This is a genomic window from Ancrocorticia sp. (assembly GCF_052089425.1).
Lineage (GTDB): Bacteria > Actinomycetota > Actinomycetes > Actinomycetales > Actinomycetaceae > Ancrocorticia.
Window position 1 is genome coordinate 29174 of the sequence record NZ_JBQCZW010000013.1, and the last position, 25935, is coordinate 55108.

At 57.8% G+C, this 25935-nt stretch carries 22 protein-coding genes; 17 read left to right on the top strand and 5 right to left on the bottom strand.

The features are described from left to right. Positions 1 to 63: 63 nt before the first annotated feature. Positions 64 to 1134: a ferrochelatase gene (hemH, locus tag ACTHV6_RS05995; protein ID WP_441386406.1), complete on the top strand. Its 1071-nt coding sequence runs from the start codon at positions 64 to 66 to the stop codon at positions 1132 to 1134. Here the strand turns inward: hemH and ACTHV6_RS06000 are convergent. Both ACTHV6_RS06000 and ACTHV6_RS06005 read right to left on the bottom strand, forming a co-directional pair. Further along, entirely contained in the window at positions 1131 to 2069 is a 939-nt protein-coding gene (locus tag ACTHV6_RS06000; RefSeq protein ID WP_441386375.1) for a cation diffusion facilitator family transporter, read from the bottom strand. The two genes, hemH and ACTHV6_RS06000, sit on opposite strands and share 4 nt — an antisense overlap. 2 nt (positions 2070 to 2071) lie before the next feature. Continuing rightward, on the bottom strand, positions 2072 to 2530 hold the full coding sequence (locus ACTHV6_RS06005; RefSeq protein ID WP_441386376.1) for an ArsR/SmtB family transcription factor: 459 nt from the start codon (positions 2528 to 2530) through the stop codon (positions 2072 to 2074). A gap of 180 nt (positions 2531 to 2710) precedes the next feature. On the opposite strand from ACTHV6_RS06005, the gene ACTHV6_RS06010 reads away from it, so the two are divergent. The 5 genes from ACTHV6_RS06010 to ACTHV6_RS06030 all read left to right on the top strand — a co-directional run bounded on the left by ACTHV6_RS06010 (position 2711) and on the right by ACTHV6_RS06030 (position 7849). Next, entirely contained in the window at positions 2711 to 3763 is a 1053-nt protein-coding gene (locus ACTHV6_RS06010) for an ABC transporter ATP-binding protein (RefSeq protein ID WP_441386377.1), read from the top strand. Continuing rightward, positions 3760 to 4605 carry an ABC transporter permease gene (locus ACTHV6_RS06015; protein WP_441386378.1) on the top strand — a complete coding sequence of 282 codons (846 nt, stop codon included), beginning with the start codon at positions 3760 to 3762 and terminating at the stop codon, positions 4603 to 4605. Before ACTHV6_RS06010 ends, ACTHV6_RS06015 begins: the two co-directional genes overlap by 4 nt. Next, complete coding sequence (locus tag ACTHV6_RS06020) at positions 4602 to 4835, top strand: helix-turn-helix transcriptional regulator (protein WP_441386379.1); 234 nt, start codon at positions 4602 to 4604, stop codon at positions 4833 to 4835. Before ACTHV6_RS06015 ends, ACTHV6_RS06020 begins: the two co-directional genes overlap by 4 nt. Before the next feature lie 176 nt (positions 4836 to 5011). Beyond that, a complete protein-coding gene (locus ACTHV6_RS06025; protein ID WP_441386380.1) occupies positions 5012 to 5920 on the top strand; it encodes a 4-(cytidine 5'-diphospho)-2-C-methyl-D-erythritol kinase in 909 nt (302 codons plus the stop codon). Continuing rightward, positions 5921 to 7849: an ABC-F family ATP-binding cassette domain-containing protein gene (locus tag ACTHV6_RS06030; protein ID WP_441386381.1), complete on the top strand. Its 1929-nt coding sequence runs from the start codon at positions 5921 to 5923 to the stop codon at positions 7847 to 7849. Positions 7850 to 8045: 196 nt separating this feature from the next. Here ACTHV6_RS06030 and ACTHV6_RS06035 read toward each other — a convergent pair whose 3' ends face one another. After that, positions 8046 to 9638, bottom strand: a complete 1593-nt coding sequence (locus ACTHV6_RS06035) for a xylulokinase (RefSeq protein WP_441386382.1) — start codon at positions 9636 to 9638, stop codon at positions 8046 to 8048. Between the two features lie 375 nt (positions 9639 to 10013). On the opposite strand from ACTHV6_RS06035, the gene ACTHV6_RS06040 reads away from it, so the two are divergent. The 5 genes from ACTHV6_RS06040 to ACTHV6_RS06060 all read left to right on the top strand — a co-directional run bounded on the left by ACTHV6_RS06040 (position 10014) and on the right by ACTHV6_RS06060 (position 16087). Beyond that, positions 10014 to 11042 carry an iron-siderophore ABC transporter substrate-binding protein gene (locus tag ACTHV6_RS06040; RefSeq protein WP_441386383.1) on the top strand — a complete coding sequence of 343 codons (1029 nt, stop codon included), beginning with the start codon at positions 10014 to 10016 and terminating at the stop codon, positions 11040 to 11042. A 3-nt stretch (positions 11043 to 11045) separates the two neighbouring features. Beyond that, positions 11046 to 12089, top strand: a complete 1044-nt coding sequence (locus tag ACTHV6_RS06045) for a FecCD family ABC transporter permease (RefSeq protein ID WP_441386384.1) — start codon at positions 11046 to 11048, stop codon at positions 12087 to 12089. 106 nt (positions 12090 to 12195) lie between these two features. Beyond that, complete coding sequence (locus ACTHV6_RS06050; protein ID WP_441386385.1) at positions 12196 to 13266, top strand: FecCD family ABC transporter permease; 1071 nt, start codon at positions 12196 to 12198, stop codon at positions 13264 to 13266. Between the two features lie 123 nt (positions 13267 to 13389). Further along, complete coding sequence (locus ACTHV6_RS06055; protein ID WP_441386386.1) at positions 13390 to 14232, top strand: ABC transporter ATP-binding protein; 843 nt, start codon at positions 13390 to 13392, stop codon at positions 14230 to 14232. 97 nt (positions 14233 to 14329) lie between these two features. Continuing rightward, positions 14330 to 16087: an AMP-binding protein gene (locus tag ACTHV6_RS06060; protein WP_441386387.1), complete on the top strand. Its 1758-nt coding sequence runs from the start codon at positions 14330 to 14332 to the stop codon at positions 16085 to 16087. Between the two features lie 82 nt (positions 16088 to 16169). Here the strand turns inward: ACTHV6_RS06060 and ACTHV6_RS06065 are convergent, their stop codons facing one another. Then, complete coding sequence (locus tag ACTHV6_RS06065; RefSeq protein WP_441386388.1) at positions 16170 to 16814, bottom strand: hypothetical protein; 645 nt, start codon at positions 16812 to 16814, stop codon at positions 16170 to 16172. A gap of 1376 nt (positions 16815 to 18190) precedes the next feature. Here ACTHV6_RS06065 and ACTHV6_RS06070 point away from each other — a divergent pair. The 5 genes from ACTHV6_RS06070 to ACTHV6_RS06090 all read left to right on the top strand — a co-directional run bounded on the left by ACTHV6_RS06070 (position 18191) and on the right by ACTHV6_RS06090 (position 22478). Further along, positions 18191 to 18715, top strand: coding sequence for a hypothetical protein (locus ACTHV6_RS06070; RefSeq protein WP_441386389.1), 525 nt, complete (start codon positions 18191 to 18193; stop codon positions 18713 to 18715). A gap of 626 nt (positions 18716 to 19341) precedes the next feature. Beyond that, positions 19342 to 19977: a hypothetical protein gene (locus ACTHV6_RS06075; RefSeq protein ID WP_441386390.1), complete on the top strand. Its 636-nt coding sequence runs from the start codon at positions 19342 to 19344 to the stop codon at positions 19975 to 19977. A gap of 851 nt (positions 19978 to 20828) precedes the next feature. Then, the gene (locus tag ACTHV6_RS06080; protein ID WP_441386391.1) at positions 20829 to 20984 is read left to right on the top strand and encodes a transposase; all 156 of its coding nucleotides are present in this window, start codon (positions 20829 to 20831) and stop codon (positions 20982 to 20984) included. A gap of 96 nt (positions 20985 to 21080) precedes the next feature. Then, on the top strand, positions 21081 to 21308 hold the full coding sequence (locus ACTHV6_RS06085; RefSeq protein WP_441386392.1) for a transposase: 228 nt from the start codon (positions 21081 to 21083) through the stop codon (positions 21306 to 21308). Between the two features lie 732 nt (positions 21309 to 22040). Further along, a complete protein-coding gene (locus tag ACTHV6_RS06090; RefSeq protein WP_441386393.1) occupies positions 22041 to 22478 on the top strand; it encodes a hypothetical protein in 438 nt (145 codons plus the stop codon). Between the two features lie 85 nt (positions 22479 to 22563). Here the strand turns inward: ACTHV6_RS06090 and ACTHV6_RS06095 are convergent, their stop codons facing one another. Further along, positions 22564 to 25035 carry a glycoside hydrolase domain-containing protein gene (locus tag ACTHV6_RS06095; RefSeq protein WP_441386394.1) on the bottom strand — a complete coding sequence of 824 codons (2472 nt, stop codon included), beginning with the start codon at positions 25033 to 25035 and terminating at the stop codon, positions 22564 to 22566. Between the two features lie 351 nt (positions 25036 to 25386). Here ACTHV6_RS06095 and ACTHV6_RS06100 point away from each other — a divergent pair, with 351 nt between their 5' ends. Continuing rightward, on the top strand, positions 25387 to 25716 hold the full coding sequence (locus tag ACTHV6_RS06100; protein ID WP_441386395.1) for a nucleotidyltransferase family protein: 330 nt from the start codon (positions 25387 to 25389) through the stop codon (positions 25714 to 25716). Positions 25717 to 25935: the final 219 nt, after the last annotated feature.

Sequence of the window (25935 nt, forward strand, 5' to 3'; positions counted from 1 at the left end):
GCGAGTAGTGGCGGCGCGGGCTCGTTTTCATCTTTGGCGGAGGTGAGCGATAAGGTGGAGGCTATGACACAAGGCGCCTCAGATTCCTCAGCTCAACCGACGGCCGAACCCACGAGGGGCCCGAAAATTGATACACGGCCAGCCGTGCTCATCGTGAATCTGGGTACTCCCGAAGCCCCGACTTCTACGAAGGTGCGTCCCTATCTTCGCGAGTTCCTGAGCGATCGTCGCGTGGTGGAAACGAACCCGGCACTGTGGCGTCCCATTCTCGAGGGGATTATTCTGCGGGTGCGGCCTAAGGCCTCGGCGGAAAAGTATGCCTCCATCTGGTACCCGGAAGGCTCGCCACTGATGCACTGGACAGTGCGTCAGGGCGAGGAGCTGGCCCAGCGGCTAGGCGCTGGTGTTGAGGTTCGTGTGGCCATGCGCTACGGCAAGCCCGGTGTTCAGAGTGAACTGACCCGCCTGTACAAGGACGGCTTTCGCAACGTCCTCGTGTTCCCGCTCTACCCGCAGTACGCGGCCTCGTCCGCCGGCACGGTCATTGATGAGGTGGCGCGCTGGACACTCGCGGCGCGCGACCAGCTTGAGATCCGGACGGTGCGCTCCTTCCCCGAGGCGCCGGCCTACATCGATGCTGTGGTGGGTGCGATCGAATCATCGTGGGAGGAAACGGGGCGGCCCGATTTCGCCGCAGGGGATAAGCTGATCACCAGCTTCCACGGGATTCCGCGTGCTATGCATGATGCAGGTGATCCCTACCGCTACGAGTGCGAGGCTACGGCTGATCTTGTACGCCAGCGCCTTGGCCTTGCAGAAGGCCAATTGATGGTGACCTTCCAGTCCGTATTTGGCCCGTCCGAGTGGCTGAAGCCGGCCACCATCGACACGGTGGAGGAGCTGGGGGCTCACGGGACGCGGCGCGTGGATGTCATCTGCCCAGGGTTCATGGCCGATTGCCTAGAAACCCTTGAGGAGATCAACATCCTCAATCGCGAGACCTTCACTGGAGCCGGCGGGGCCGAGTTCCATTACGTCCCATGGGCCAACGATTCTGCGGGGCTCATCAATACCATCGAGGAGCAAGTGGTGAGCCGCTTGGGCGGGTGGCTTCTGGAAGATTCTGAGAATTAGTGCTTGGAGATCTCCGGTTCTTCGCTGGCAGTACGTGCGGTTTCGACCTGAATGGTTGAGTGCTGGATCGGCACGTCGAAGTGGTGCGCGACGCAGTCCTTCACGTTGGCAATAACTTCTTCTGCGTGACCATCAGTGAAGCATCCTTGTGAAATCACCACGTGTGCCGTGAGAGTGGGTAACCCAGTGGCAACCGTGGTGGCGTGCAGATCGTGCACGTCCTCCACGTGCTCCAGCTCAAGAATATGGCTCCTCACCTGATCCAAATCCAAACCTGCTGGTGTGAAGTCCATGAGGATGCGGAAGCTCTCGCGGATAAGTGTGATGGCGCGGGGGATGATGAGAGCGGCGATAAGAAGCGCCGCTATTGCGTCAGCAGCGTGGAAACCCGTCGTTTTGATGACAATGGCGGCAATGATTACTCCGAGCGAACCCAGCGCATCGTTGAGGACCTCCAAAAAAGCCGCCCGCATGTTCAGATTGGCGCCTCGGCTGCCAGCTAGCACGAGAATGCCAATCACGTTGGCGCTCAGCCCGATGATTCCGAAGATCAACATCTCACTGGAAGGAATGTCCGGCGGAGCGAACAGGCGTTGTATCCCCTCGATCGCGGCGTAGGTTCCCACACCGAGAAGGACGAGCGCCTGACCGAGTGCGGCAATTACCTCAACCCGGCGGAATCCCCACGTACGCTTCGACGTGCTGGGTTTGAGCATGAGTGTTGCTGCCACGAGAGCAATAGCGAGCCCCGAAGCGTCCACGATCGCGTGACCGGTATCTGTCAGAAGCGCCAAGCTGCCCGTGGTGAAAGCGCCGATGGCCTGCGCGATGGCGATTGTTGCGCTGACGGACAGAGCGATCCAGAGTTGCTTGCGATGATCTCCGGGTTGGCCTTCCGCCGCACTTTCTGCAATGTGGCTGTGGTTGTGTGCCATTGTTACCTCCTTCCGTACGTTCGCGCCGATTCGGTGCGCCTCGTCGTGGTGCCGATTGTGCTGGCCGAGTCTGGAACACCGGATTCCACCTCGGCTCCAGATTCGTTGATGGGGTGCAGGTGTGGGCCGAGCCGTGCCGGCTTGCCGGTAGCCTCGAGAATTTTCTCGGTCGCGGAAATGAGGGAGCGAAGCAGATCCGCATCTGCGAGCGAGTACCACGTTGACCGTCCCTCAGTGCGTGCTGTCAGCAGTCCGCATTCGGCTAAGTAGCTGACGTGTTTACTCACAGTGGATTGGGCGAGCCCCATGTGCTCGCGCAAGTCTCGCACACGGTGTTCGCCGGAGGCCAGATGCTCAACGATGGCAAGGCGCGTGGGATCACCGAGTGTGTGGAAGAGGTGCGCGTACGCCTCTGTGGAGGGCGTATCGATGGGCTGCGCCCAATCCTGAATGATCGTCATGCAGCGATGATATCGCTTTACGGCTATGTACGGAAGGTTGAGTTCGGTGAGCGAAGTCAAAGATCGCATTTCCTATACTGAATGTAGTACTTATGCTATCGTTTCAGATGTAGCATAAGTACTACATCTTTTGAGCACTCGACTACTACATCTTCCGAACTCCCAACCTAGGACGGCAACATGGCAGTCATTTCCGCCACGGGTATACGAAAGGCCTATGGGGCCAATCAGGTACTCGACGGGCTCGATCTAGAAATTCAACCCGGCGAAGCCGTGGCCCTACTCGGACCAAACGGCGCTGGTAAAACAACAACGATTGAGATCCTCCTTGGATTCGTCTCCCGCAATGCAGGTGACGTGAGCGTTTTGGGACAGGATCCGGCCCGCGGACAGGACGAAAGATGGCGTGCCAAGATTGGCATTGCCATTCAGGGCGGACAGGACCACCCGAAGTGGCGGGTTCGTGAGTTCTTGGAATGGGTGCGTGCCCATTACGAAGAATCCACACAGCTCCGCACGGTCGATGAGCTTGCCGAAACGTTTGGCCTCAACGATCATCTGGATAAGCCATTGCTCAACCTATCCGGCGGGCTTCGCCGTCGCCTCGATCTAGCAGCCGCCGTGATCAACAGGCCCGAACTGTTGGTTCTTGATGAGCCGACGACGGGGTTGGATCCGGCGGTGAAGAGGGCGGTGCATGACGTCGTCGTCGATCAAATAGATAGCGGAACCTCCCTTCTCTTGGCAACTCACGATTTGGCCGAGGCCGATCGGATTGCGGACCGGATCGTCATTATCAATGAGGGTGGCATCGTGGCCGAGGGATCCCCGAACTGGTTGCGCGCGCAGGTCGAAGGCAACGCGGAAGTGACGTGGCGGCAGGGCGGTGAGGCGCACGTCCACGTGGCCGAGGCGCCGGAGGAATTCGTTCGCGAGATTCTGAATCAGGGTGGGGTAAGCGATCTGGAGGTGCGCCGGAGTTCACTGGAGGATGCCTACCTCGCGCTGCTCGATCCCGAACATGCGGGGCCCGCCGTGTGGCGCGGGACGTCAGCCGTTGCGGGCACTGTGGCTGAATCCGGAAGCTACGTCGAATCTGAAGACGAAAACGAATCCGGAAGTCGCATCGAAACTGAAGTTGAAACCGAAAACGGGGCCGAGGCCGTACGCCAAGCCGAGGCCGTACGCCAGGCCGGATCCGAACCCACGGAAACGATCGGAGGAACGCGATGAACTCGCAAACGATACGCGCAGGAATGCGCCAGGCACGCGCGGATGGACGCGTCAGCTTCCTGACGCCAGCATTTCTTGGCGTGGTAGTTTCGCCGCTTTTTCTGGTGATCGCGGTGAGGTTCTTCCTCTCAGATGCTGATTATGGTGGCGCGATCATGGAGGCCGGTAGCTGGGCAATCGCTGGGATGATTGGAGTGGTTGGCGCCCTTGCCGGGTTCAACGTGATGAGCGAAATGCAGACGGAGCGGACCGCTGGCACCCTGCTGCGGCTACGGATGATGCCCAATGGGACAGGTGCGTGGGTGCTGGGCAAACTCGTGGTCACGTTCGTGTACCTCATGGTTACCGGCGGGCTCACAATCCTGATTGCAATGGTGATGATTCCTGGCATACGTCCGGATTCAGTCTCTGCGTATATCTTGCTCTTTGGGTTGCTTGCTCTCTCGTACGTCGCGTTCTTCCCGATCGGTGTGATTGCCGGAGCGCTCGTGCGTTCCACGTGGGGCTTTCTCATCAGTATGGGTGCATTCATGCTTCTGTATGCGGGTTCGGGAACCATGTTCCCACTGGAGTTTTATCCCGATTGGCTACAGTGGGTGATCGGAGTGACGCCGCTCTATTGGATGGCGCACCTTGGCCGGTGGACCCTTCTTCCCTCGGAGGCGGGGGCCGCGGAGCTAACCGGATCATTCGAGCCGCTTCTGGGAGTTGCTGTGATTGTGTTGTGGACGATTGTTGGATTTGCGCTAGTGTCGCGAGTTCTGCGTAGCGGCATGAGCCGCGAAACCGTTGGCAGCCTCATGGCCTCGCGCGAACGCGTGGCAACGAAGGGATACGCGTGAGTCCGCGCCACGAGGAGCCGGTACGTAATCGCTTGGCCGTGCTCCGGGCCAGCCGCGGGATCACCCGGCGGCAGCTGGCCGATGCGCTTGGCATCCACTACCAGACCATGGGGTATCTGGAGCGCGGCGAATACGCGCCGTCGCTGCATCTGGCGCTCCGGATTGCCCGGTACTTCGAGGTCCCGGTTGAAGCCGTGTTTGGGTTGGATGAGTTTCCGCCGGTCGTGTGAGGGCTCCTGAGTCTGCGTGTGAGCGTAGGCGCACGCTGCGAGCGGTGGCGCACTGCAAACGGATGTGATGGCCGGAGGGTGTGATGGCTCCGTAAATCTCAATTGTGCCCCGTGCCGGAGGGTGAATCTTGGCACCCAGTTCGGCTCGGAGCCCTATTTCTTACTACACTCGATCTGTGCACAAAGTCTTTGCTTCCGCTCCCGGTAAGGTGAACCTCGCATTACGCGTGGGACCGCCACGAACCGATGGCTTTCATCCGCTCGATACGATTTTCGAGGCGGTGGATGTGTATGAGTCAGTATCAGCCACCTACGCTCCCTCCGAGATCACCGTGAGCGTGCGCGGAGCAACGCAGGAACTTCCAACGGATGAGCAAAATCTCGCGGTCAAGGCCGCCCTGGTTCTCCGTGAGCGCTTTGGCGGCACAGCGGGCGCCCATCTCGATCTGGAGAAGCGGATTCCGGTGGCCGGTGGTATGGCCGGCGGCTCCGCGGATGCGGCGGCAACGCTCGTTGCCTGCAATGAACTCTGGGAGTGCGAGGCCAGCCAGAGCGATCTGTTGGAGATTGCGGGCCAGCTGGGATCGGACGTGCCGTTTGCTCTGCTGGGCGGGCTGGCTCACGGGGTGGGGCGCGGGGAGCGGCTAGTTCCCATTAACGCGGATGCTCACCATTTCTGGGTCATGATCACCTCGCCCGAAGGCCTTTCCACACCCGCAGTATTCGCGGAGTTTGACCAGATCATGGGCTACACGAGGATCCCGGACACCCTTGTTCCGGACACACTAGACTTGCAGCGCGCACTCGCCGCCGGCGATTCAGCCGCCGCCATCTCACACATGATCAACGATCTGGAAGCCCCGGCCTTCTCCCTACGTCCGGACCTCCGCGATCTCATGAAGTCCGTGGAGGGGCGGAGCGCAGGCCACATTCTTTCGGGTTCCGGCCCCACGATCGCCCTACTGTGCGATTCGCTCGGGGCCGCCGATTCGCTCGCCAATGCCCTGCGCACGGAGAACCCTGAACACGGGATCATCCGAGCAAATGGCCCTGTGGCCGGCGCCCGCGTGACGGAGGCTATCTGAGTGGCGCATCTTCTTGGGCTGCAGCAGGCGGGAATTACCCTCGGTAGCCGCCCGATTCTTGGCGATGTATCCGTCAATCTGGAGGACGGCGTCCGCATTGGCGTAGTTGGCCCGAACGGCGGCGGAAAAACCACGCTTTTGGGCATGATCACCGGCCGGATTGCTCCCGATACTGGCAAAGTCACCCGCCAGCGCGACGTCCGCATCGCCGAACTCGCCCAAGCCGATTCGTTCCCTGAGGGCGCGACCGTGCGAGAGGTGATCCACGGGGCTGATGCCACCCACGTGTGGGCAAGCGATACGCACATCCGCCGCCTGCACGAAGGCCTCCTGCCCGATATTGCGCTGGACGGCGCCGTCAGTGAACTCTCCGGAGGCCAGCGCCGCCGCGTGGCGCTTGCGGCCACCCTGTGCGAGGACGCCAACATCGTGATCCTCGATGAGCCAACGAACCACCTAGATATTGACGGCATCACGTTTCTGGCCAGCTACCTGAACGAGCGATTTGGCGCAGGTGGTACTGGCTCACACGGTGCCGGCGGTAGTGGTTCGCGCGCCTCACACGCCACTAGTTCGCGCGCCAACGGCGCCCTCGTCGTGGTCACCCACGATCGCTGGTTCTTGGACGCTATCTGCTCGCGCCTATGGGAAGTGGTGCCCGGCAACGATGGCCCGGGAGGCCGCGATCCGCGCCCCGGCCACGTGGAAACCTACGAGGGCGGATACGCCGCCTACGTCCTTCAGCGCGCCGAACGCGAACGCCAGAGTGCCCTGGCCGCCGAAAAGCGCAATAACATGCTCCGCAAGGAACTGGCCTGGCTGCGCCGCGGCGCCCCAGCCCGCACCTCCAAGCCCAGATTCCGGATCGATGCCGCCGAAGCCCTCATCGCGGACGAACCAGCACCACGCGACACGATGGAACTGGCCAAGATGGCCACCTCGCGCCTCGGCAAGAAGGTCATCGATCTGGAGAACATCACCTTTGCCTATCCGGGAGGCGCAGCTCAACCGATCCTGCGCAACGTCACTCTCCGTTTGGCTCCCGGCGAGCGCCTAGGAATCATGGGTCCCAATGGCGCTGGAAAATCCTCACTGCTCGGCGTGATCTCCGGCGCCCTCGAACCGCAGAGCGGCCACGTTAAGCGCGGGAAAACCGTCAAGCTCGCGGTTCTTGATCAGGACACGCGCGATTTGGAGAAGGTCTCCGAAAAGCGGGTTGTGGAGGCCGTCTCGGATATCGCGATGCGCGTGAACGTGGGCACAAAGGAAATCACCGCCACCCAGCTGGTCGAACGTATGGGTTTCACCCGCGAGCGCGCCTGGACACGCGTTGCCGAAATCTCCGGTGGTGAGCGCCGCCGCCTCCAGCTCATGCGCCTGCTCATGGCCGAACCTAACGTGTTGCTGTTGGACGAACCGACGAACGATTTGGACACGGATACCCTCGCGGCCGTTGAGGACCTGCTGGATTCGTGGCCCGGAACGCTCGTGGTTGTCTCCCACGATCGCTATTTGCTGGAGCGCCTCACCGATCGCCAGATGGCCGTGTTGGATCAAGATGTGCGCGATTTGCCGGGTGGTATAGATCAGTATTTGGCGCTGCGCGCCGATAAGGGCGACGACGGCGGCCCCTCCCACAACGCCACCTCCAGCAATTCAGATACCGCACAGGGCGAGCCATCTGGACCGTCCCGGTTTGCACGCTCGCGTGAGGCACAAAAGGAGGCGGGTCGCATCGAGCGCAAGCTCAACAAGGCCCGTTCTCAGCTGGACAAGCTGCACGCCAGGCAGGCCACAGAATCGGAATCCGGGGATTTTGAGGCGCTCGCGGCTACGTCGCGGGAAGCTTCGGCCCTAGAGAGTCAGATCGCTGATCTGGAGGAGGCGTGGCTCGAAGCCGCCGAAGAAGCCGAAGAGCTCCGCGCCTAACACTCTTCTCCTTTCCCGCTTCTCCTTTCCCGCCACTCCTCGACGCCGGTTCCCACCTTGGACCGGTTACGGCGCATATGGACCGGTTATGGCGCGCATGGACGAGGTATGCCATGTCCAAAGATCACATAAGTAGTCCAACACGGCAAAGGTGGTCCAACGATCACATAACCGGTCCAGTGGCAGGTTGAATCTGCTACACGGATTCGACGGCCGCGGCCACCACCGCCAGTCCGTTGTGGTAGTGATCGAGGTAGGAGGCGAAGCCTTCGACGTCGTCCTTCACCGGATCTGCAACCGTCACTGGGGCTCCGGCGAAAACGCTACCGGCCAAGTACTCGCTGAGTGGCTCGCCAGCGCCCGAATCCAGATAGGCGGCGAGCACCGCGATGCCCCACGCCCCGCCCTCGGACGCAGTTTCGGCTACGGCAACGGAGGTCCCGAGCGCGCCGGCGAGGAATCGCTGGGCCACCCCGGCGGTGCGGAACAATCCGCCGTGGGCGTACATGCGATCCAGCTTCACGCCCTCGGAATCGAGGACGCGCATGCCCAGCGCTAGCGTGCCGAACACTCCATAGATGTGGGAGCGCATCGTGTTGGCCAGCGTGAAATCGCTCCCGGTGGTCCGCACAAATACGGGCCTGCCTTCCTCCATTCCGGCCACGGGTTCGCCGGCCAAATGGTTGTAGGCCAGCAAGCCACCGGCATCGGCCGCCCCACCCAGCGCCTCGCGGAACAGGGTTTCGAATGCGGCATCGGGGGTGACGGGGGAGCCAGCGGCCTCGGCGAAGCGAATGAACAGCCGCACCCACGCGTCAAGCTCGCTGGCGCCGTTGTTGCAGTGCACCATGGCCACGGGATCGCCTGCCGGGGTGGTCACCAGATCCAGCTCGTGATGTTGGTTTTCGAGCGGGTGCTCAAGCACAGCCATCGCGAAGATACTGGTGCCTGCGCTGACATTACCGGTGCGTGGCTCCACGGAGTTCGTGGCCACCATTCCCGTACCGGCGTCACCTTCGGCGGGGCACAGTGGGATGCCAGCTTGAAGCGCACCCGTCGGATCGAGAAGCCTGGCGCCGTCCCGCGTGAGCGCGCCCGCGGCCTGCCCCGCCCCCAAAACCTTCGGGAACAGATCCGTGAGACTCGCGGCTGGGAGGCGATCGCCGGCGAGCTCGTTGTACTGGGCAACCAGCTGCGCATCGTAGGAATCGCCTGACGCCGCGATCGGGAACATGCCAGAGGCATCACCAACGCCCAGCACCTTCTGCCCGGTGAGCTGCCAGTGCACGTAGCCGGCAAGGGTCGTCACGAAATCGATGGTGGGCACGTGGGGCTCACTATCCACAATCGCCTGATGCAGATGCGCGATGGACCATCGCAGCGGAATGTTCACGCCGAACAATTCGGAGAGTTCAGCCGCGGCCACGCCCGTGTTGGTGTTACGCCACGTACGGAAGGGGACTAGAAGTTCATCGTTCTTATCGAAGGCGAGGTAGCCGTGCATCATTGCCGAAATGCCGATCGCCCCGATCGTGGTGAGCGTGACTCCATGGGTGGTTTCCACGTTGTGGGCCAAATCCGCGTAGGCGCCCTGCAGGCCTTCCCACACCTCGGCGATTGGGTAGGTCCACAGCTTCCCATCCAGCGAGTTCTCCCAATCGAACGTCCCTACCGCTAGCACGGTGGCCGGATCGGCGCTGGACACAAGGCATGCCTTGATCCGAGTGGAACCGAATTCGATCCCGAGTGCTGTGCGGCCTGCTTCGATCTGTTCGCGTGCGTCTGCCATCGTCTCTCCTTGGCGTGTGTCGTGGTGTGTTCGTGCATAGAGTTATTGTGAACGAGCGTGCGTGCTCAACAGAGAGTCCACACGTCCAGTTCCGTGACCTAGGTTACAGGCCAGCCGCGACCGGCGCGACCCGCCGCCCCTCTCAACCACTGGGGCCGAACGTGGCCCGGTTTCGGAGCATCGGGGGCACCGCCGTCGTCGCTAAATATCGTTCACACAACGCAAGCCGAGAGCTGCGCGAGCGCTGTGTGAAGCCCCACTAACCTACGTCCCCCGGAGCGTTGTGACCCCGTTCAGGCTGGCCTAAAATCATCAGGTAACCCTTACCTAACTAATTTGGAATAAGTCCAGATTAGCCCGTGAAAGCGAGCCCACATGAAACGACTCCTTGCGGCACTTTCGGCTGGAGTTCTGGCACTCACGCTGACCGCCTGCTCGTCGGATGACGATTCCACGAGCGATGCCACCGCTTCCAGCGGCCCGGCCGCCTCCGATCAGGATTTCCCGATCGAGATTGAACACGCCTTCGGCACCACTACGATCGAGTCCAAGCCGGAGCGGGTGGCCACGGTTAATTGGGCGAACCATGAGGTTCCGCTCGCGCTCGGGGTAGTTCCCGTTGGTATGGCTTCCGCTGATTTTGGGGACGACGACGGCGATGGCGTCCTTCCCTGGGTTGACGAAAAGCTGGATGAACTGGGCGCAGAGACCCCCGTGCTGTTTGATGAAACCGATGGCATTGATTTTGAGGCCGTGGCTGACACGGAGCCTGATGTTATTCTGGCCGCCTATTCGGGCCTGACACAGGAAGATTATGACACTCTGAGCGAGATCGCCCCCGTTGTTGCCTACCCTGAGACCGCATGGGGCACATCGTGGCGCGATGTCATTCTGTACAACTCCAAGGGCCTTGGCATGGAAGCTGAGGGCGAGCAGTTGGTGAGTGATCTAGAGGAAGAAATCGATGGTGCCATCGCGGATTACCCGAACCTTGAGGGTAAGTCCACGATGTTTGTGACCCACGTTGATACCACGGATCTTTCCACGGTGAACTTCTACACCGCGAACGATACGCGTGCGGCGTTCTTTGAGGATCTTGGGCTGACAACGCCGAAGGCTGTTGAAGAGGCATCGGCTTCCGGCGAGTTCTCTGGAAGTGTTTCCGCCGAACAGGTTGATATGTTCGATGATGTGGACCTTATCGTCACCTATGGCGATCAGGAACTTGTGGACGTGCTGAAGGCCGATCCGCTTCTGTCCCAGATGCCGGCAATCGCCAACGATTCGGTCGTGTTCCTTGATGGCTCCGGCCCGATGGGCACGGCGGCCAACCCCACGCCCCTGTCCATTTCATGGGTCCTTGACGATTACGTTAAGGAGCTTTCCGAAGCCGTAGGAGAATAGCGAGTGGCTCAGGCCGTTAAGCCGTCCGCGTCGAGTGTTGCTATTGTGCAGCGCTCGGCGCGGATTCGCGTGTTCTGGTTGCTGGTGCTTATCGCGGTTCTTGTGGTGCTGGCCGGGGCGTCTGTAGCGATTGGGTCAAGGGCCGTGTCCTTAGACGATATCGTGGCTGCGCTTGGTGGATCCGCGGACGGGCTCGGGCAGGCTGCCGTTTCCAAGCGCATCACGCGGACGGCGCTCGCGATGCTCATTGGGGCAGCGCTGGGCGTGTCCGGTGCCGTCATGCAGGGCGTGACCCGCAACCCGCTAGCCGATCCCGGAATTCTCGGGGTGAACATGGGGGCCTCGCTGGCCGTTGTGGTGGGCATGGCCTACTTCGGGCTGTGGACGTATACGGGGTTCATCTGGACGGGCATCGTCGGAGCTGGGCTCACCGCCGTGTTCGTGTACGTGATCGGGTCCATGGGGCGCGGGGGAGCTACTCCGCTCAAGCTTGCGCTCTCGGGTGCCGCGGTGTCCGCGGCTGCGTCCTCCTTCATCAGCGCCGTTGTGCTGCCGCGCGGTGATATCGCCGGAAGCGTGCGCTCGTGGCAGATCGGGGGAGTTGGCGGTGCCAGCACGGAGGCGATCTCGCAGGTTGTGCCGTTCTTGGCTGTTGGTTTCCTTATTTCGCTTGTGAGTGCGCGAAGCCTGAACGCTCTGGCATTGGGCGATGAGCTGGCGGCGGGACTCGGGGAAAACGTGGCGGTGACTCGTGCGTTTTCAGCGTTGGGGGCCGTGCTGCTGTGCGGGGCGGCCACTGCTGTTGCTGGGCCCATTGGGTTTGTGGGGCTTGTGGTTCCTCACCTGTGCCGGCTCCTCATCGGCGTGGATCATCGGTGGCTTGTCCCCTTCTCAGCGCTGAGCGGCGCCATCTTGTTGACGGCCTCCGATGTTGCGGGGCGAATTATCGCCCGTCCGGATGAGCTGGACGTTGGCATCATTACGGCGCTCATCGGTGCCCCATTCTTTATCTGGATTGTCCGCCGTCAAAAGGTTAAGGAGCTCTGATGGCTGCAGAAGTAGTAGCTCCGCGTATCGGCGAGTATCCGCTTAACCTCCGCGAGTGCCCGCCTGACCTAGGCGAGTATCCGCTAAATCAGTGGGAGGAGTGCTGATGGCTGCACTCGTAGTAGCGGCCCCGGGCACAAACGAGCATCGCGCAGCGGTGTCCCAAGTGCGCCAGACGCGCAGGTCCAGAGACCGCCGGCGCCACATCATTCTCGCGGTTCTCGCAGTGCTTATCGTGGGCGTCTTTGCGCTCACCCTCATGGTAGGGAACACCTTTTATTCTCCCCGCGAGGTTATTGGAGTGATCCTTGGGCAAGATGTTCAGGGCGCCTCCTTTACAGTGGGGCGGCTGCGGCTGCCCCGTGCGGTTCTCGGGGTGATTGCTGGCGTGTGCTTCGGGTTGGGAGGCGTCACCTTCCAAACCATGCTGCGTAATCCGCTGGCCAGCCCGGACATTGTGGGAATCAGCTCGGGCGCCAGTGCGGCCGCTGCCTTTTCGATCGTGATCCTTGGCTGGAGCGGGACTCGGGTGTCCGTGTTCGCGATTGCGGCGGGACTGGGCGTGGCGATGATCATCTACCTGCTGTCCTACCGCGGCGGTGTTTCCGGCACGCGCCTCATCCTCATTGGGATTGGGATCGCGGCGATGCTCGATTCGGTGACGTCCTATGTGTTGGCGAAGGCTCCGCAGTGGGAACTCCAAGAGGCTATGCGTTGGCTGACCGGAAGCCTGAATGGCACCAAGTGGGATAGCGTGCTGCCGGTCCTGTTGGTGTTGGTGGTGCTCGCCCCAATTCTCGTGAGCCAATCCAAGAATCTATCTATGCTTCAGTTGGGCGACGATACGGCCGCAGCTCTAGGCGTGCGCACCGAACGTACGCGGATCATCCTCATCGTGGCGGCCGTTGGCCTTATTTCTTTTGCCACTGCCGCGGCTGGTCCCATCGCCTTCGTGGCGTTCCTTTCTGGACCCATCGCCGCAAGAATCGTGGGACCGCACGGATCGCCACTGATTCCCGCGGCGCTGGTTGGGGCGTTATTAGTATTGCTCGCGGATCTGGTGGGACAGTTCGCCTTTGGGGCGCGCTACCCCGTTGGGGTTGTGACCGGAGCGCTCGGCGCCCCCTACCTCGTGTACCTCATCATCCGAACCAATCGCGCTGGAGGCTCGCTGTGAACGTGGCATCAGGTAGATTGAACACCGCTTCATCTCGATTGCGCTGGACGCCCGCTGTGAACTGGACTATCACGCGCTTCTTATCCGGCCCCTTCTCAAACCTTCAGGATCAGGAGGCTCTCCATGAGCTCTGAACACATTCTCGAAGCCAATGCGCACACGTTAGAAGCCACCGAGCTCTCGCTTGCGTACGGCGAGCGCACGGTGATCGAGGGCCTTCACCTATCGGTAGCCGCTGGCAAGATCACCGCTATTGTTGGCGCGAACGCCTGCGGGAAGTCCACGCTGCTTCGCTCCATGTCCCGTCTGCTCGCGCCACGAACGGGTCAGGTGCTGCTGGACGGACGGCAGGTTCATAAGATGCCCGCCAAGGAGCTGGCCCGCACCCTTGGGCTGCTCCCACAATCCCCGATCGCGCCCGAGGGGATCACCGTGAGTGACCTCGTGGGCCGTGGCCGCAACCCGCATCAGGGTGTCTTTTCACGCTGGAACGCGCAGGATGATGAAGCCGTGGCCAACGCCCTCGAAGTCACACGCACAATCGAGCTGGCGGATCGCCCGGTCGATGAACTCTCCGGCGGTCAGCGCCAGCGCGTCTGGATCGCCATGGCGCTGGCTCAGGATACGGATCTATTGCTATTGGATGAGCCCACCACATTCCTCGATGTGAGCCACCAAGTCGAAGTCTTGGATCTTCTAACGGACCTCAACGAAACGCGAGGAACCACCATTGTTATGGTGCTCCACGATCTGAATTTGGCGGCGCGCTACGCTGATTGCCTCGTGGCCATGGCAGGCTCCAATGTGTACTGTGCCGGCGATCCAAACGAGGTGTTCACCGAAGCAATGGTTCGCGAAGTGTTCGGTATGGAAAGCCGCATCATCGAGGATCCAATATCGGGCCGCCCGCTCATGCTGCCGCTCGGCCACCACCACGTGGGGGAGCGCCAGCCCCTCGTCCCGTAACCATCCTCAGATAGGTGTTGTTCCACCCCAGTTGGCCGCCGCCCCACCTGCGCGCATAGTATGAATGCATCGCAAGGTTTTTGGAGGCAGCAACGCAGTGAGCACAACGAGCTTTTCACGCATCATCGATCAGGCACATTCTCATTACGAACCGGGGGTTCCGTTTGAGGTGCCGGTCCCGGAAGGCTCGATCTTCGAATTGCTTGAGCACAGTGCCAGCGCGTGGCCATCGGCCCCAGCCATTGACTACTTTGCTCGTCAGTGGACGTATCGCGAGCTGCTGGACGAATCGTTGAAGGCTGCGCAGGTTTTCGCCGAGGCCGGCATCCGGAAGGGCGATATCATCTCCTTCGCGATGCCGAATTGCCCGCAGCACCTCATCGCCTTCTACGGTGCGATGCGGCTGGGCGCTATTGTAGCGGAGATCAACCCGCTCGCTCCGGCCACGCAAATGAAGGAACAGATCGAGCGCCACGGCGGGCGCCTCTGCCTCGCATGGGAAAAGGCGGCAGGCACGCTCACGAAGGCCGGAATTGCCCCCGGCAACATTATGACGGTGGACATTTCCCGCCCACTGCCGAAGAAAATGCGAATGGCGCTCCGCCTTCCGGTTGCCAAGGCCCGCAAGACTCGCAAGCAAATGCGCGGTTCAACCCCTCGCGGCACCCGCTCATGGGACAAAGCGCATGCCACCGCAACCGCCTACAAAGGCCCCGATGCCTCCGTCACCTCCACGGATACGGCGGTGATCCTTCATTCCTCGGGCACAAACGGCATCCCGAAATCCGTGCCTCTCACGCATGGCAATATCCGCGTGAACGTTAACCAGAACCTGTTCTGGGTGTACGAATTGGATCGCGCCTCAGAAACCTTCTTCTCTCTTCTGCCATATTTCCACGCGTTCGGCATGAGCTTCCTGCTGTGCTGTGGCGTGGCAATCGGCGCCTGCCAGATCATCCTGCCCACATTCAGCCCTGAGCTCGCACTCCAAGCCCACCTGCGCCGTAACGTCACCTTCTTCTTAGGTGTGCCGCCGATGTTTGATCGTATCTGTAAGAAGGCGATCGAGGACGATGTGGATATTTCGACCATCAAGTATGCGGTGTCTGGCGGGATGTCGTTGGCGCCCGGGATTGCTCAGGCGTGGGAGCAGAGGACCGGCGCGTACATCATTGAGGGCTACGGCATGTCCGAAACGTCGCCCACTCTTGCCGGTTCCCCGCTTTCTGCTGAGCGCCGTCCCGGTTGCTTGGGCCTGCCGTTCCCGAACATGGATGTCCGGTTGGCCGATCAGGAAGATTTGGCCCGCGATGTTCTAGATGGTGAGCCCGGCGAGCTTTTGGTCAAGGGTCCGCAGGTATTCCACGGCTATCTTGACGCCCCGGAGGAGAACGAGGCCGCCTTTTACGATGGATGGTTCCGTACGGGGGATATTGTTCGGAACGACGACGGATTTCTCTACCTTGTGGATCGCTCCAAGGACCTCATCATCACATCAGGTTTCAATATTTTCCCCTCGCAGGTTGAGGGAGCTATTAAGAGGTTGACGAGTGCGGAGGACGTCGTCGTCGTCGGAACTGATAATCCTGAAACTGGTGAAGAAGTGGCCGCGGTGATTAAAGCGGCGTGGAAGAACCCGGATTTGAAGCGGTTGCGGGCCACGCTGGAGAAGGAGTTGCCACATTACGCGTTGCCGCGCCAGCTGCATATGGTGGACGAGGTCCCGCATTCTTTGATCGGTAAGCCGGAGCGTAAGGCGGTGCGCGAGACGCTTGTTGAGGCCGCGCTGGCCGAGAAGGTCACGGATTCGCGCGCGGGTAAAACCGGTCCCTTTGCCAAGCCCGAACGGGAATAAGGTTCGATTCTAGCGGGAGCTGAGTTCCGATTTGGCTTGAGAGCCAGTCATAAGCACGGTTCAAAACGCAAGGACGAATGGCTTACTCGGCGATCGTTTCTGGGAGGCAATTAGGCAGGTATTCTTCTGCGCCTGTTGTATCCCCGTCGAGGAGTGGATCCACGCTGTAAGTCAGGAACTCTTCATAATCAGGAAACATCGAAGCATACTCGGTGGTGGTAAACCAATGGAGCATATCCACAGTTTCCTGCACTTCTGCCGCGTCCCCGTCCTTCACCTGGTTAATTCCGGTAGAAAGCCAACCACATTTCCAATCTATAGCCATAAGCGAAGCGAAGAAACCGTCTTCATACCAGAGAAGAGTGGGCTTGTCCTCACCAGCTTCGTCTGTGGATGGGTTCAGCTCTCCCGATTTAAGCGCAGCGATTTGGGAGTCGATTTCGTCAAATGATTCTGGCTCTCCAAACTCTACGCCAGTGGGCATCGTGAGAATTGCGGCTGCTTCGGTACGTTCTGAACTCTGCTGGGACATGACCACAGTCTTGTTCTCCTCGAGCTCGCCAATGGCAGCAGTTCTGAGTTCTTCCTCGCTTTGCGGTTGAGAGGAGTCCACTTTTGCCTGTTCTGATGCGTCAGCTGAAGTTTCCCCGGCGATCTGGGTTCCCACGACCCCGCCGATCGCCAGCGTAGCGACTCCAATAATGGTCAACCTGTGTATCGTACGCATGGTAAAATACATCCTTCCGTAATCAGTAAGTCAACGTGCCAGAAAAATTGGCATAGGCATCCGATGCTGGCATGCCTGTCGCCTTTGTGTTGAGGGCAAACTCCGTGCGTTGGGTAACTCCGGAAGTGTATGGGAAGAGCCCTTTGCCGCTATAAGGTTTGAATTGTAGACGTGTGAATTGACTACCGCCGCGGCTGCGAAGTCCGATCGTCCAAGTACCGTTCGCCCAGCCGGAGGCTTCCGAAGCAGCAATATGCTTTCGAAATGGTTCCGTTGAATGTTACTCCACCGCCAGGCGTCTTTGTGCGCCAAGTGGAGTACTGTCGCAGATATTCGGAGACGACGCCGCTAACCGCTGCTGATTTGGCAGACGCTTCCGTTGTCGGCCCGGCGATCGCACCAGTGACACTAAGTGCAATTGTAACTAGGATTGCTCCCATAATTCATTGAAAACTCATCTTTGCGTTTCCCTTCAAAAAGCGGCCCCCATTGATCCGTTGGTTGTATTACATCACATTTGCGATCAAGATTCCATGGTCCGACTAGCCTCACGTAAAAGGCCCGTGAATTGGGTTCCATGCCTCATATGTTTTTTGCCCGCGAAAACTGGAGGCATGACGGTATGGAAACGTTGAGGTTGACCATGTCAGCAAAGTACGAGATCACGCGCAAATACGCCAACCAGTACGCCAAGGCCACGAAAAGACTCGGGGACAGATGCTCGATGAGGTCGTCGCGGTCACGGGCTGTAGCCGGGACAACGCGCGGCGTCATTTGACCCGAGCCATGAGCAACCGGCCAGATCCACCGGGCCGGTCGCGGACACATTCACGTTAACCTCGGCCGTTCAAATACTGGCGGTTTCTAACGAACGTTGCGAATCCTTCAAAGGGAGTGGGGATTGGGATGCCGCGTAGAGCGTGGAATAAGTCATCGCCCGAAGCGAAACTAGGTCTCGTTCATGCCGCGGCCGCTTCAGACCGAGGCCGTATACAACCAGAGGCCTACACACGAGCCTCGGCATCGTCCCACCAGTGGAGTTCGAGGACAACCTCCGGGCCACCAGCCAAAGAGATACAAAAATACTCACGCAAGCAGCGTGAGGCAGAGCACATGTCCACAACTCGCGGGGAACCCCGAAAGCATGGTGAAGGGCGTATCGTTATATCGGGTGGCGCGATAGGGTCCATGTTCTTACGCGATACCCGTAACTGGTTTCTCTATTACCAAAGATGGTGTGGGTTACGATGTGCTTGCGTTTTATTTATGCATCTTTATGTAGTGCACTTCTTCTTTTTGGTCTTTCCGCATGTTCATCTCGGCAGTCAGCCGGTGATACGGTCACAGATCCCCCGTTACCAGCGCAGAGCAGTGGAGTGGAGCTTGTCCAGCCGGATGTGGAGCTCCGCCCTAACGAGACATCACCCGAAATTGGTGACTGGCTTTCGGAGGAAATCCAGAGTTTCGATTTCTCTTTCCCTTCCGAGGAGTATCTTCCTCACACTATTTTGGATTTGTTCCCGGAAATTGAGAACGGGGTGCCGATTGAACAAGGAGAAGTCTCTGGTTCAGACGCGGAAACTCTCATGGTCGAAATCCCTTCTTCATCAGATGCAGAGCCGTCTACGTTCGTGAATATTTCTCGGGGAGATGCTTACAGTGCGATGTCGGACCGCTGGTACTGTGCATGGGTCGATGAGTACTTGATAGCCAACAAGGCTCCGGACTCTGCCGGTGAATCACAAGCACTGGAATCCTTGGAGGCCTTCCACGCGGACAAGACTGCCCAAGAGTTGTCGATAAACCTCGAAACCTATCAGGAGGACATCTACAACCTGCTGGTAAAAGGTGAAACAGCACCAGCCACCTCCCTCGTCAAAGCATGCCAACCCTTGAAATGACAAGAGGTACGGCTCGGTAGTGCATCAAGGTGACAGTCTTATGTCATGAATCCAACCCGCTTCGGTAAAGAAAGGCAGTAATGAAACAAACAATCAATCAGACAAGACTTAAGTGGACAACAGTGATGGCGGCCGTCATTGCAGCCGTGGCATGTCTCCTAGCGGGCGTCTTCATTGAAACTGCTAGTGCCTCCCCGACTAGTCCTAACCTCCCAGTCACAGTGTCAAATCATATGCCGTTGGCTTCGGGATCGATGAGTGGCCCTAAAGCGCAACTCGGGACTATCTACTACACGAAAGATCGTTACCACGCGAACGCTGGACAAACTCTCAGCTATGAGAACAAAGGTGGCTCTTGGTATCGCAATGACAACGGCAAAGCCGACCCTACGGGAGGGTGTGGAGGTTATATTAACCTCTCGCTCCGGACATACCCCTCACTTACTTCGTTCACCAATTCGATCACGATCTATAACGTTGCGAAACATGCGGGGCCACTTGCTTGGCATCCTCAGAATGTTAGCCCCCGGTATTTCCGGGTCACCCGTTATGCAAATGGAGGTAGCTGTGGTTCCTACGGCTACAATGCGGTGAGCTTTAATGGAACTATTAGGTACTGATGAATTATGAGAAACAAGAAGATCACTCTCCCCATCGTTTTTGGAATCCTAGCCCTTTTCACCGTCACCACCAGTGTGATCGGGAATTCAACGGCCCAAGAAACAAATGTGGAACCAAAACAGTCTGTCGCTCAGCAAGTCCCTGATTCTGTAGAACATCAAGCCGAATCTGAACTCGAACAATTCACGGGTGCCTTTCCAGAAGGGGTAGCGGAACCCACTAGTGCCGTCGAGTTTATTCCAGAGCTTGCAGGAACTACAATCGTTCCAGATCCAGAGGTCTACGACGATGGCCAAACCTACGTTCTACACAAGACGGAAACGAAACCATCCACATTTGCTAGCGCTGCGAATGACAGTGAAGACGTAACGGTCGTACTCGTAGAAGGTGCTTTCTTCAATCAGTACGCTCTTCAATGGCATTGCTCTTGGCTAGACGAGTACCTCAACGCGGTCGACGAGTCCGATGTTGATAGTGCGAAAACTGCTCTAACGAACCTACAAGGATTCGCAGACATGGCCCATGTGCGTGAGCATTTGCCGGATGTCGACCAATTCCAGTACGATATCGTCAAGCCGATCTCAAGTGGAGATCTCACTCCAGCTCGGCAGTATCGCGCAGTGTGTACTGGCAACGAATAGCCTTATGGCACCTTGTACCCCGTGATCCATCTATCGTGTATCAAGTGTCTTGGAGCCATTGCCGGCACGTTTCGATGTCGCTGATTCTTGTGGGCCAATTGCTTAAGGCTTTCGGTGTTCGAGTTTGGTAGTGCGCATGGTGGCATGTTCAGCGCAGGGGTTCCTCGCGGGCAGCGGACGCATAACCCGTCTCACGCTGCTTGTGTGAGTGTTTAGTCGTCTCTATGACGTAGGAGCTGCAGGCTGTCTTCAAACTCGACCGGCGGTACGATGCCAAGACTCGTGTGCAGGCATTTCCTGTTGTACGCGATCTCGGTCCAGCGGGCTAGCACGGCCCGCTGGACCTCATCGCGCGCAGACGAGGTATGGATGGTCATAGAACTCGACCTGCAACGTCGACCAGAACGATTCCGACACGGCATTGCCAGCATACTCCCGTCCAACCTATCGGCTCTTTGACGTGCAGTTCGACGGAGGCGCCTGCGTGCATCGGGACTGTAAATTTCATGGTGGAGATCTGATTAAGGCTCATCCATGATGAGCACAGAACAGGATTTGGCCATGAAGGCCCCAGTGAGACACCCGAGGAACCTGTAACCACTACTTCCCCAACTACGACCTCTAGCTCATCTTCGACGTCCGGTGGTGGATAAGAAGCTCATCGCGCAGTTTGTTGGGTAGCCCCGCGAGAACGGACGCGCTTTCGACGGTGAGAATGGCCTATTGGCCGAGTTGCCGAAACTCGTGAATCCGCACTCGAAGGGGAGATTATTGATCACTTCGGCTGTGACACGCACGAGAGTGCGGTGGTGTCGGACGGCAACGCACGCAACGGCACCTGATCCAAGACGGTGGCGACAAAGGGTGAGTCCGTTGAGATCGCCGCGCCGCGAGATCGTGCCGGAACGTTCGAGCCGGTGGTCGCGAAGAAACGCCAGCACCGACTTGGCAGCATCGAGGGCGTCGTACTTCTACCTTCGACCCGGGCAAATTGCTCGAGCGCATGAGCGAATGGCAGACCCGGCCCCGTGTATCCTGCCGTCTTCATCTATGCTTTCCACGTGAAAGTGTGTGACGGCCAAGTGGCGAACCGAACGATTTAGGTGGTCCTAGCCGTCACCGCCGAGGGTAGCCGCAACATGCTCGGCCCTTGGTGCGGTGACGGGAGTGAAAGGGCGAGGTACTGGCTCCACTTGCTCACGGAGATCAAGAACCGAGGTGTCGACGGCGTCCTCATGCTGGTGTGCGACGGGTTGAAAGGGCTGCCCGATTCCGTGACGGTGGTGTGGCTGGAGCCGGGTGTGCAGAACCTGATGCGCAAAATACCTTGACGTACGCATCATGGGAGGACTGAGCCGCGATTTCGAAGGCTCTTGATCCGGTCGATCGGGCCGCCACCGTCAACGTGGCCGAGGACCGGTTGCTCGACTTCCAAGAAGCCTGAGTCCAGAAGCGTCCGGCGATCATACGGTTGTGGGAGAAAGTATGGGCCTAGTATGATGCCATATCTGCGCTACGACCGGGAGATCCGACGGATCGTGTGAAACACCAACGCCATAGGGTGGTTTGTCAACGCTCGTATCCGGAAGTCGGTCAAGGCGCATGGATACTTCCCCAACGAACAAGCCGCCCTCGAATCCGTCTACATGGCCGTCGTGGCACTCGACCCCACAGGCAAGGGCCGAGCGTGATGGACTTGGCGCTGGGAGTAACTATTGAACGCTTTCGACATCACCTTCGGCGGACCACTCTCCGCCTGGCCACCTGAAAATCACCCAATACAAGTTACCCCGTTAACTTGACCACGCCATAGTCGTGATTGTGATTTGGGTGGGGAGGGGCGAGTGACTAATTCCTCTCTGCGCAAGGAGCGTCAACAACGTTGCCTTCTCAGTAGTGCGAGTACCCCGGTGGGATTCTCGCAGCTGCGGCCCCTTTTCTGGATCAAAAGAGACTCAACTGAAATGTCCTCTTTCAGGGTAAGACGTCTGGTTCCGGTTTCAGTGGTCCCAACTACAGGGCGAAATGTCTAGTACATTCTAGCTATGGGCAGATGGTTGAACATGATGCGTGTTGTTGGCGCAATCCTTGGCGCCGGGCTATTCGCATACGGAGGTGTTATCTTCGTACTACGTTTCTTCAGCGTGGTCATGGATTCGGCAGATGAATTGTTTATCTTTGGGTTTTTCTTCAATCTTCTCGGCACCCATTTTTTCTTCCCCTTGCTCTTTTGCTTCGTGGTTTTCGTATTCATTCTTACTTGCGTTACTGGGGTCATTGCTGGGCGCCAGCAGTTTTCATTAATTTCGGCCTATTCATGCGCGCTATTTGGCGCCACTTTGGCAGTGCTCCCGCCTCAATGCGCAATGATTGGTTACATTGGGTTACAGGATGACACTCGGGCCCGCGTCTTCTGTGCGTTGTTTGCTCTGGTTCCACTCCTTGGAGTTGCTCTGAACTTCTTTTTTCGAAAGAAGCTTAGAGCAGATCAACCTCGATAGAAGTCAAGTAGCCGTGAGCCTCACTGGTAAGTAGGAAGAGCGCATTGGGTAACCTTTACTGTATTATCACACAGGCCTTGGGATACTAGGAAAAGCAGCGGGAAGCAAGAGCCTGAGCTACTGGTGTGGTATAGACTTCTGGAACGGTATCTGATAGGAGAACTCGCGCCCCGCTACGCGCGAGATCCCGTGCTTTACTGTCTCCCACAGTACCCTTTAGCACCCTCTCGAACCATGATGCTGCTGTGCTTATACCGGATGCTCCGCCGCTACGTGGGATCGTCTGTAAGCGGACTACAGAAGCAGTGATATCAGAGTAATAAGTTAGCAAGAAGGAACTAAGCTGATGAGGGTCGTTCGAATAACCAAGTGGGATCTTCTCGTCAATCGCAATGGCGTCAGCATCTGACCATAGGTCGGCTGATCCAAATTCGTTTTGGACTTTGACCGTTTTTACATTTCCGCGGGAGTCAGTAATGTTGCCTTCAAGTCTATAACCCGATAGCTCGCTCCAACTTGAGATTTCCTGATCCGAGAATCCCACAAGGAGTTCTGCCGCTTGTAGCTGGGCATCATTCGTTTTTAGCTTTGCAGGATTCAGTTGAACGAGATAAGCCAAGTTCTTCATCGCCGTTGCAAGATCACCGGCCCAGCCAGTGTATTCCTTCGGTATCACCATGTCGTTTCGGTATCCCAAGAATGTGACAAGCATGTGTGCAAGATCGATGCGAGTTCCGCTCGCGTCTTTAGGGTTTTTAGCATCTGTGTTTACATACCCATCAAGGAGCCTGAGGATGGGCGCGGAACGCGCATCGGCCCTCAGCAGCTCCATGTCTTCTTTCCGGAAAGCCTGAGCAGAGACTGTCCATTGGAATTCGCTCCGATAGCCTCCAGAAAGATATCTTGCAGACAGATAATTCGCAATGCAAATTCCGATGGACTCGCGCACAGTGGAAGGGGCATCGCTTTCAGCAACAACTCGCATGGCAACTCGACCTTGGTCCTGAAGCTCCTTAACTCTATTCTCAAGGTGCCAAATCAAAGAGATGACGTCTGTTTCAAAACCGATTGGTCCGGTTGAGACAGTTCCGGATGTCAATAAGTCAGTGGGCTGGCTCACGTCTGAAAGGAGAGAACTCACAGCGGGTATTCTTTTCGCGTAGGCAACTTTGTCGAGATCCCAGTTGCCGCCGTATCTGTGGATTTCTGTGAACTGGTCGTAGTTCCATTCGTTAGGGATTGGGTACCCTAGGTTCCCAGAAAATCCAGTCGACATGTCAGAGACGAACGCACTTAAGGCGTATCCAGCGTCAATGACACGCTGGCAAACGTTCCGTGAGGCATATATTCCGACCTGATACCCTGCTTCGAGAGTACTAGCGAGAGACCGGAAATAGGGAAGAACATTCATATCAACTTGGTAGTCCAGCACGTCAACATCGACCGCGAAATAAATGACCGTTGGGGGAATGTGAAGCCTCTTGGCCGCAAGTTGCGCCTCCTTAGCGTGGCGTTCACCGTTGGAAACGGTGAACTGTTTAATCTCGGTTGAATATTCTTGGAAGATTGGGAAGAACTGCATGCCACCTTCCGTAATCCGTTCAAGTTCACCAGGGCGGATAGCTTTAAAATAGTCAGAGGGCGATTTCTCGTCTTGGTTTGGTTCGGAGAGATATCTTCCAACAATTTGGTATCCGTCGCTTTTGAGCTTTGTCAAGAGATCATCTGTGATTTCAAATCGAGTGTCACAAGCTATAGAGGGCCTGTCTGGATCCCCTTTGGAAGTTAGAAGACTCATCCACGTAGTGGGATCCAACTTACCGGTGACTGGAAGTCTATAACTTTCTTGAAAATCAGGAACACGACGCTCGATCGCAGTCCAACTGTTCCCAGCGACACTTCCGTACCCGTTGCACATCAGGGTGACAGCTCCGAGCCAGACCCACTGCGGGAAGTTGTCAGCATTGCCGGATGAGAGAGTCTTTAGTCGAGATTTTGTACCTGTTCCAAAAGTTCCTGTAGCTTCGTTCGGTGAGAATCCTTCGATTGCTTGAAGAACTTGGATGAGTGCCTTATTCATCTCTCTTCCGTAGACTCCATCAGTTGGAATGACCCCGGTATAGTGACGGTACTGAGCATTGATTTGTTGCTGAACAGCCCGTACTCCTTGCCGACCTCCGTAATTGCTGAGTAGCACAAACTGCTTCATGGAAAGGAGAGCCTTCATAATTTCAACATCTACTGTTGACCCGTCACCGAAACCCATATCTAGCTTCAAGTTACGAATTGCTGTGCCTGTACCGCCATAGAAGTTCTGGGTGATGTGAGAGCCAGTAGAATATCCCTTACACCAGAGGGCACCCTGAATGATCGAATACACATTTGAAGTTGCGGTGTCGCTGGCTTCCTGTTCTTTGATTCCGTTTGGCCATCTTTGCAAGAATCGTGTTTCTGTCCCTGTCCCAAAATTGTCGGCCGTTGCGGCGATGCCAAGTTCGATCTGTAGTGCACGTGTCAGACCGTAGATCGTTGGCCAACCAGTATTTCCGTTCTCCATGACTCTTTCGAAACGAGAATCGTCACCGTACGTCGTATTGAGCCATTTCTGCGTTTCCAGTACCATCAAATCCATATTGATTGCTCCGTGATTCCGTCGCTCACCTACAGCTAGCTTGATGCAAGTCTACGCACCAGTAAACGTTATTGCAGCAGTCACTGCAGGTTGGGCGTGCCCAGTCATCGCCCTCGGTACTTCGTCCGGTGGGTCCGTCAAGTTATCGGTGGGGCTTGTGTTGGGTGATTATTAGGCTGTCTTGGCAGATAGGCGTCCGTCGAAGGTGATGTCGAAAGCGTTGAGTGCTTGCTTCCAGCGTTGAGTCCAGCGGGCTCGGCCGCTTAATATTGAAGTATGTCGGATACTTTTGTCACGCCAGAAGCGGGGGCGTCTCGCAACCTTATCGATGCCCATCGCATAGAGTTTCGCGCGCTCTTGAAGAAGTATGCCGCCACAAAACCGGTGCTTTTTGGGTCGGTTGCGCGAGGTACCGCGCAGGAAGATAGTGATATCGATATCCTCGTGCAGATGGATCCTGCCGATGGCAATCTCCTGATGAGGGCATCGGGACTTATGGAGGAGACTCGCGCGCTCTTCGGGCGGGACGATATCGATATTTTCCCCGCGCAATTGCTGAGAAGACCGATTTCAGAATCGGCGCTTCGGGAAGCTGTAGCGATATGAGTCGTGGCGATCAACAACGTATACGAAATATCTTGTACGCCATTGAACGTTGTCAGCGATACGTAGAGTGAGCAATTAGGAGTTTGCGGACTAGCTCCCATGACCGTGCTAGGGGACGGCTCCAAGTGTATAGCGGCAGGACGCGGCGTAGTTTTCGGCAGGCTCGGTATCGCCTTCGTGAAGGGGCGTGATCATGTAGGCCTGTGGATCTGCCGCTTC

What these genes read in the sequence shown, in the direction of transcription:
- ACTHV6_RS06095 (WP_441386394.1), bottom strand. Translation starts at nt 25,035, where the DNA reads ATGGAGAACGGAAATACTGGTTGGCCAACGATCTACGGTCTGACACGT.
- hemH (WP_441386406.1), top strand. Translation starts at nt 64, where the DNA reads ATGACACAAGGCGCCTCAGATTCCTCAGCTCAACCGACGGCCGAACCC.
- ACTHV6_RS06000 (WP_441386375.1), bottom strand. Translation starts at nt 2,069, where the DNA reads ATGGCACACAACCACAGCCACATTGCAGAAAGTGCGGCGGAAGGCCAA.
- ACTHV6_RS06065 (WP_441386388.1), bottom strand. Translation starts at nt 16,814, where the DNA reads ATGCGTACGATACACAGGTTGACCATTATTGGAGTCGCTACGCTGGCG.
- ACTHV6_RS06055 (WP_441386386.1), top strand. Translation starts at nt 13,390, where the DNA reads ATGAGCTCTGAACACATTCTCGAAGCCAATGCGCACACGTTAGAAGCC.
- ACTHV6_RS06100 (WP_441386395.1), top strand. Translation starts at nt 25,387, where the DNA reads ATGTCGGATACTTTTGTCACGCCAGAAGCGGGGGCGTCTCGCAACCTT.
- ACTHV6_RS06090 (WP_441386393.1), top strand. Translation starts at nt 22,041, where the DNA reads ATGATGCGTGTTGTTGGCGCAATCCTTGGCGCCGGGCTATTCGCATAC.
- ACTHV6_RS06035 (WP_441386382.1), bottom strand. Translation starts at nt 9,638, where the DNA reads ATGGCAGACGCACGCGAACAGATCGAAGCAGGCCGCACAGCACTCGGG.
- ACTHV6_RS06015 (WP_441386378.1), top strand. Translation starts at nt 3,760, where the DNA reads ATGAACTCGCAAACGATACGCGCAGGAATGCGCCAGGCACGCGCGGAT.
- ACTHV6_RS06075 (WP_441386390.1), top strand. Translation starts at nt 19,342, where the DNA reads ATGAGAAACAAGAAGATCACTCTCCCCATCGTTTTTGGAATCCTAGCC.
- ACTHV6_RS06005 (WP_441386376.1), bottom strand. Translation starts at nt 2,530, where the DNA reads ATGACGATCATTCAGGATTGGGCGCAGCCCATCGATACGCCCTCCACA.
- ACTHV6_RS06040 (WP_441386383.1), top strand. Translation starts at nt 10,014, where the DNA reads ATGAAACGACTCCTTGCGGCACTTTCGGCTGGAGTTCTGGCACTCACG.
- ACTHV6_RS06050 (WP_441386385.1), top strand. Translation starts at nt 12,196, where the DNA reads ATGGCTGCACTCGTAGTAGCGGCCCCGGGCACAAACGAGCATCGCGCA.
- ACTHV6_RS06010 (WP_441386377.1), top strand. Translation starts at nt 2,711, where the DNA reads ATGGCAGTCATTTCCGCCACGGGTATACGAAAGGCCTATGGGGCCAAT.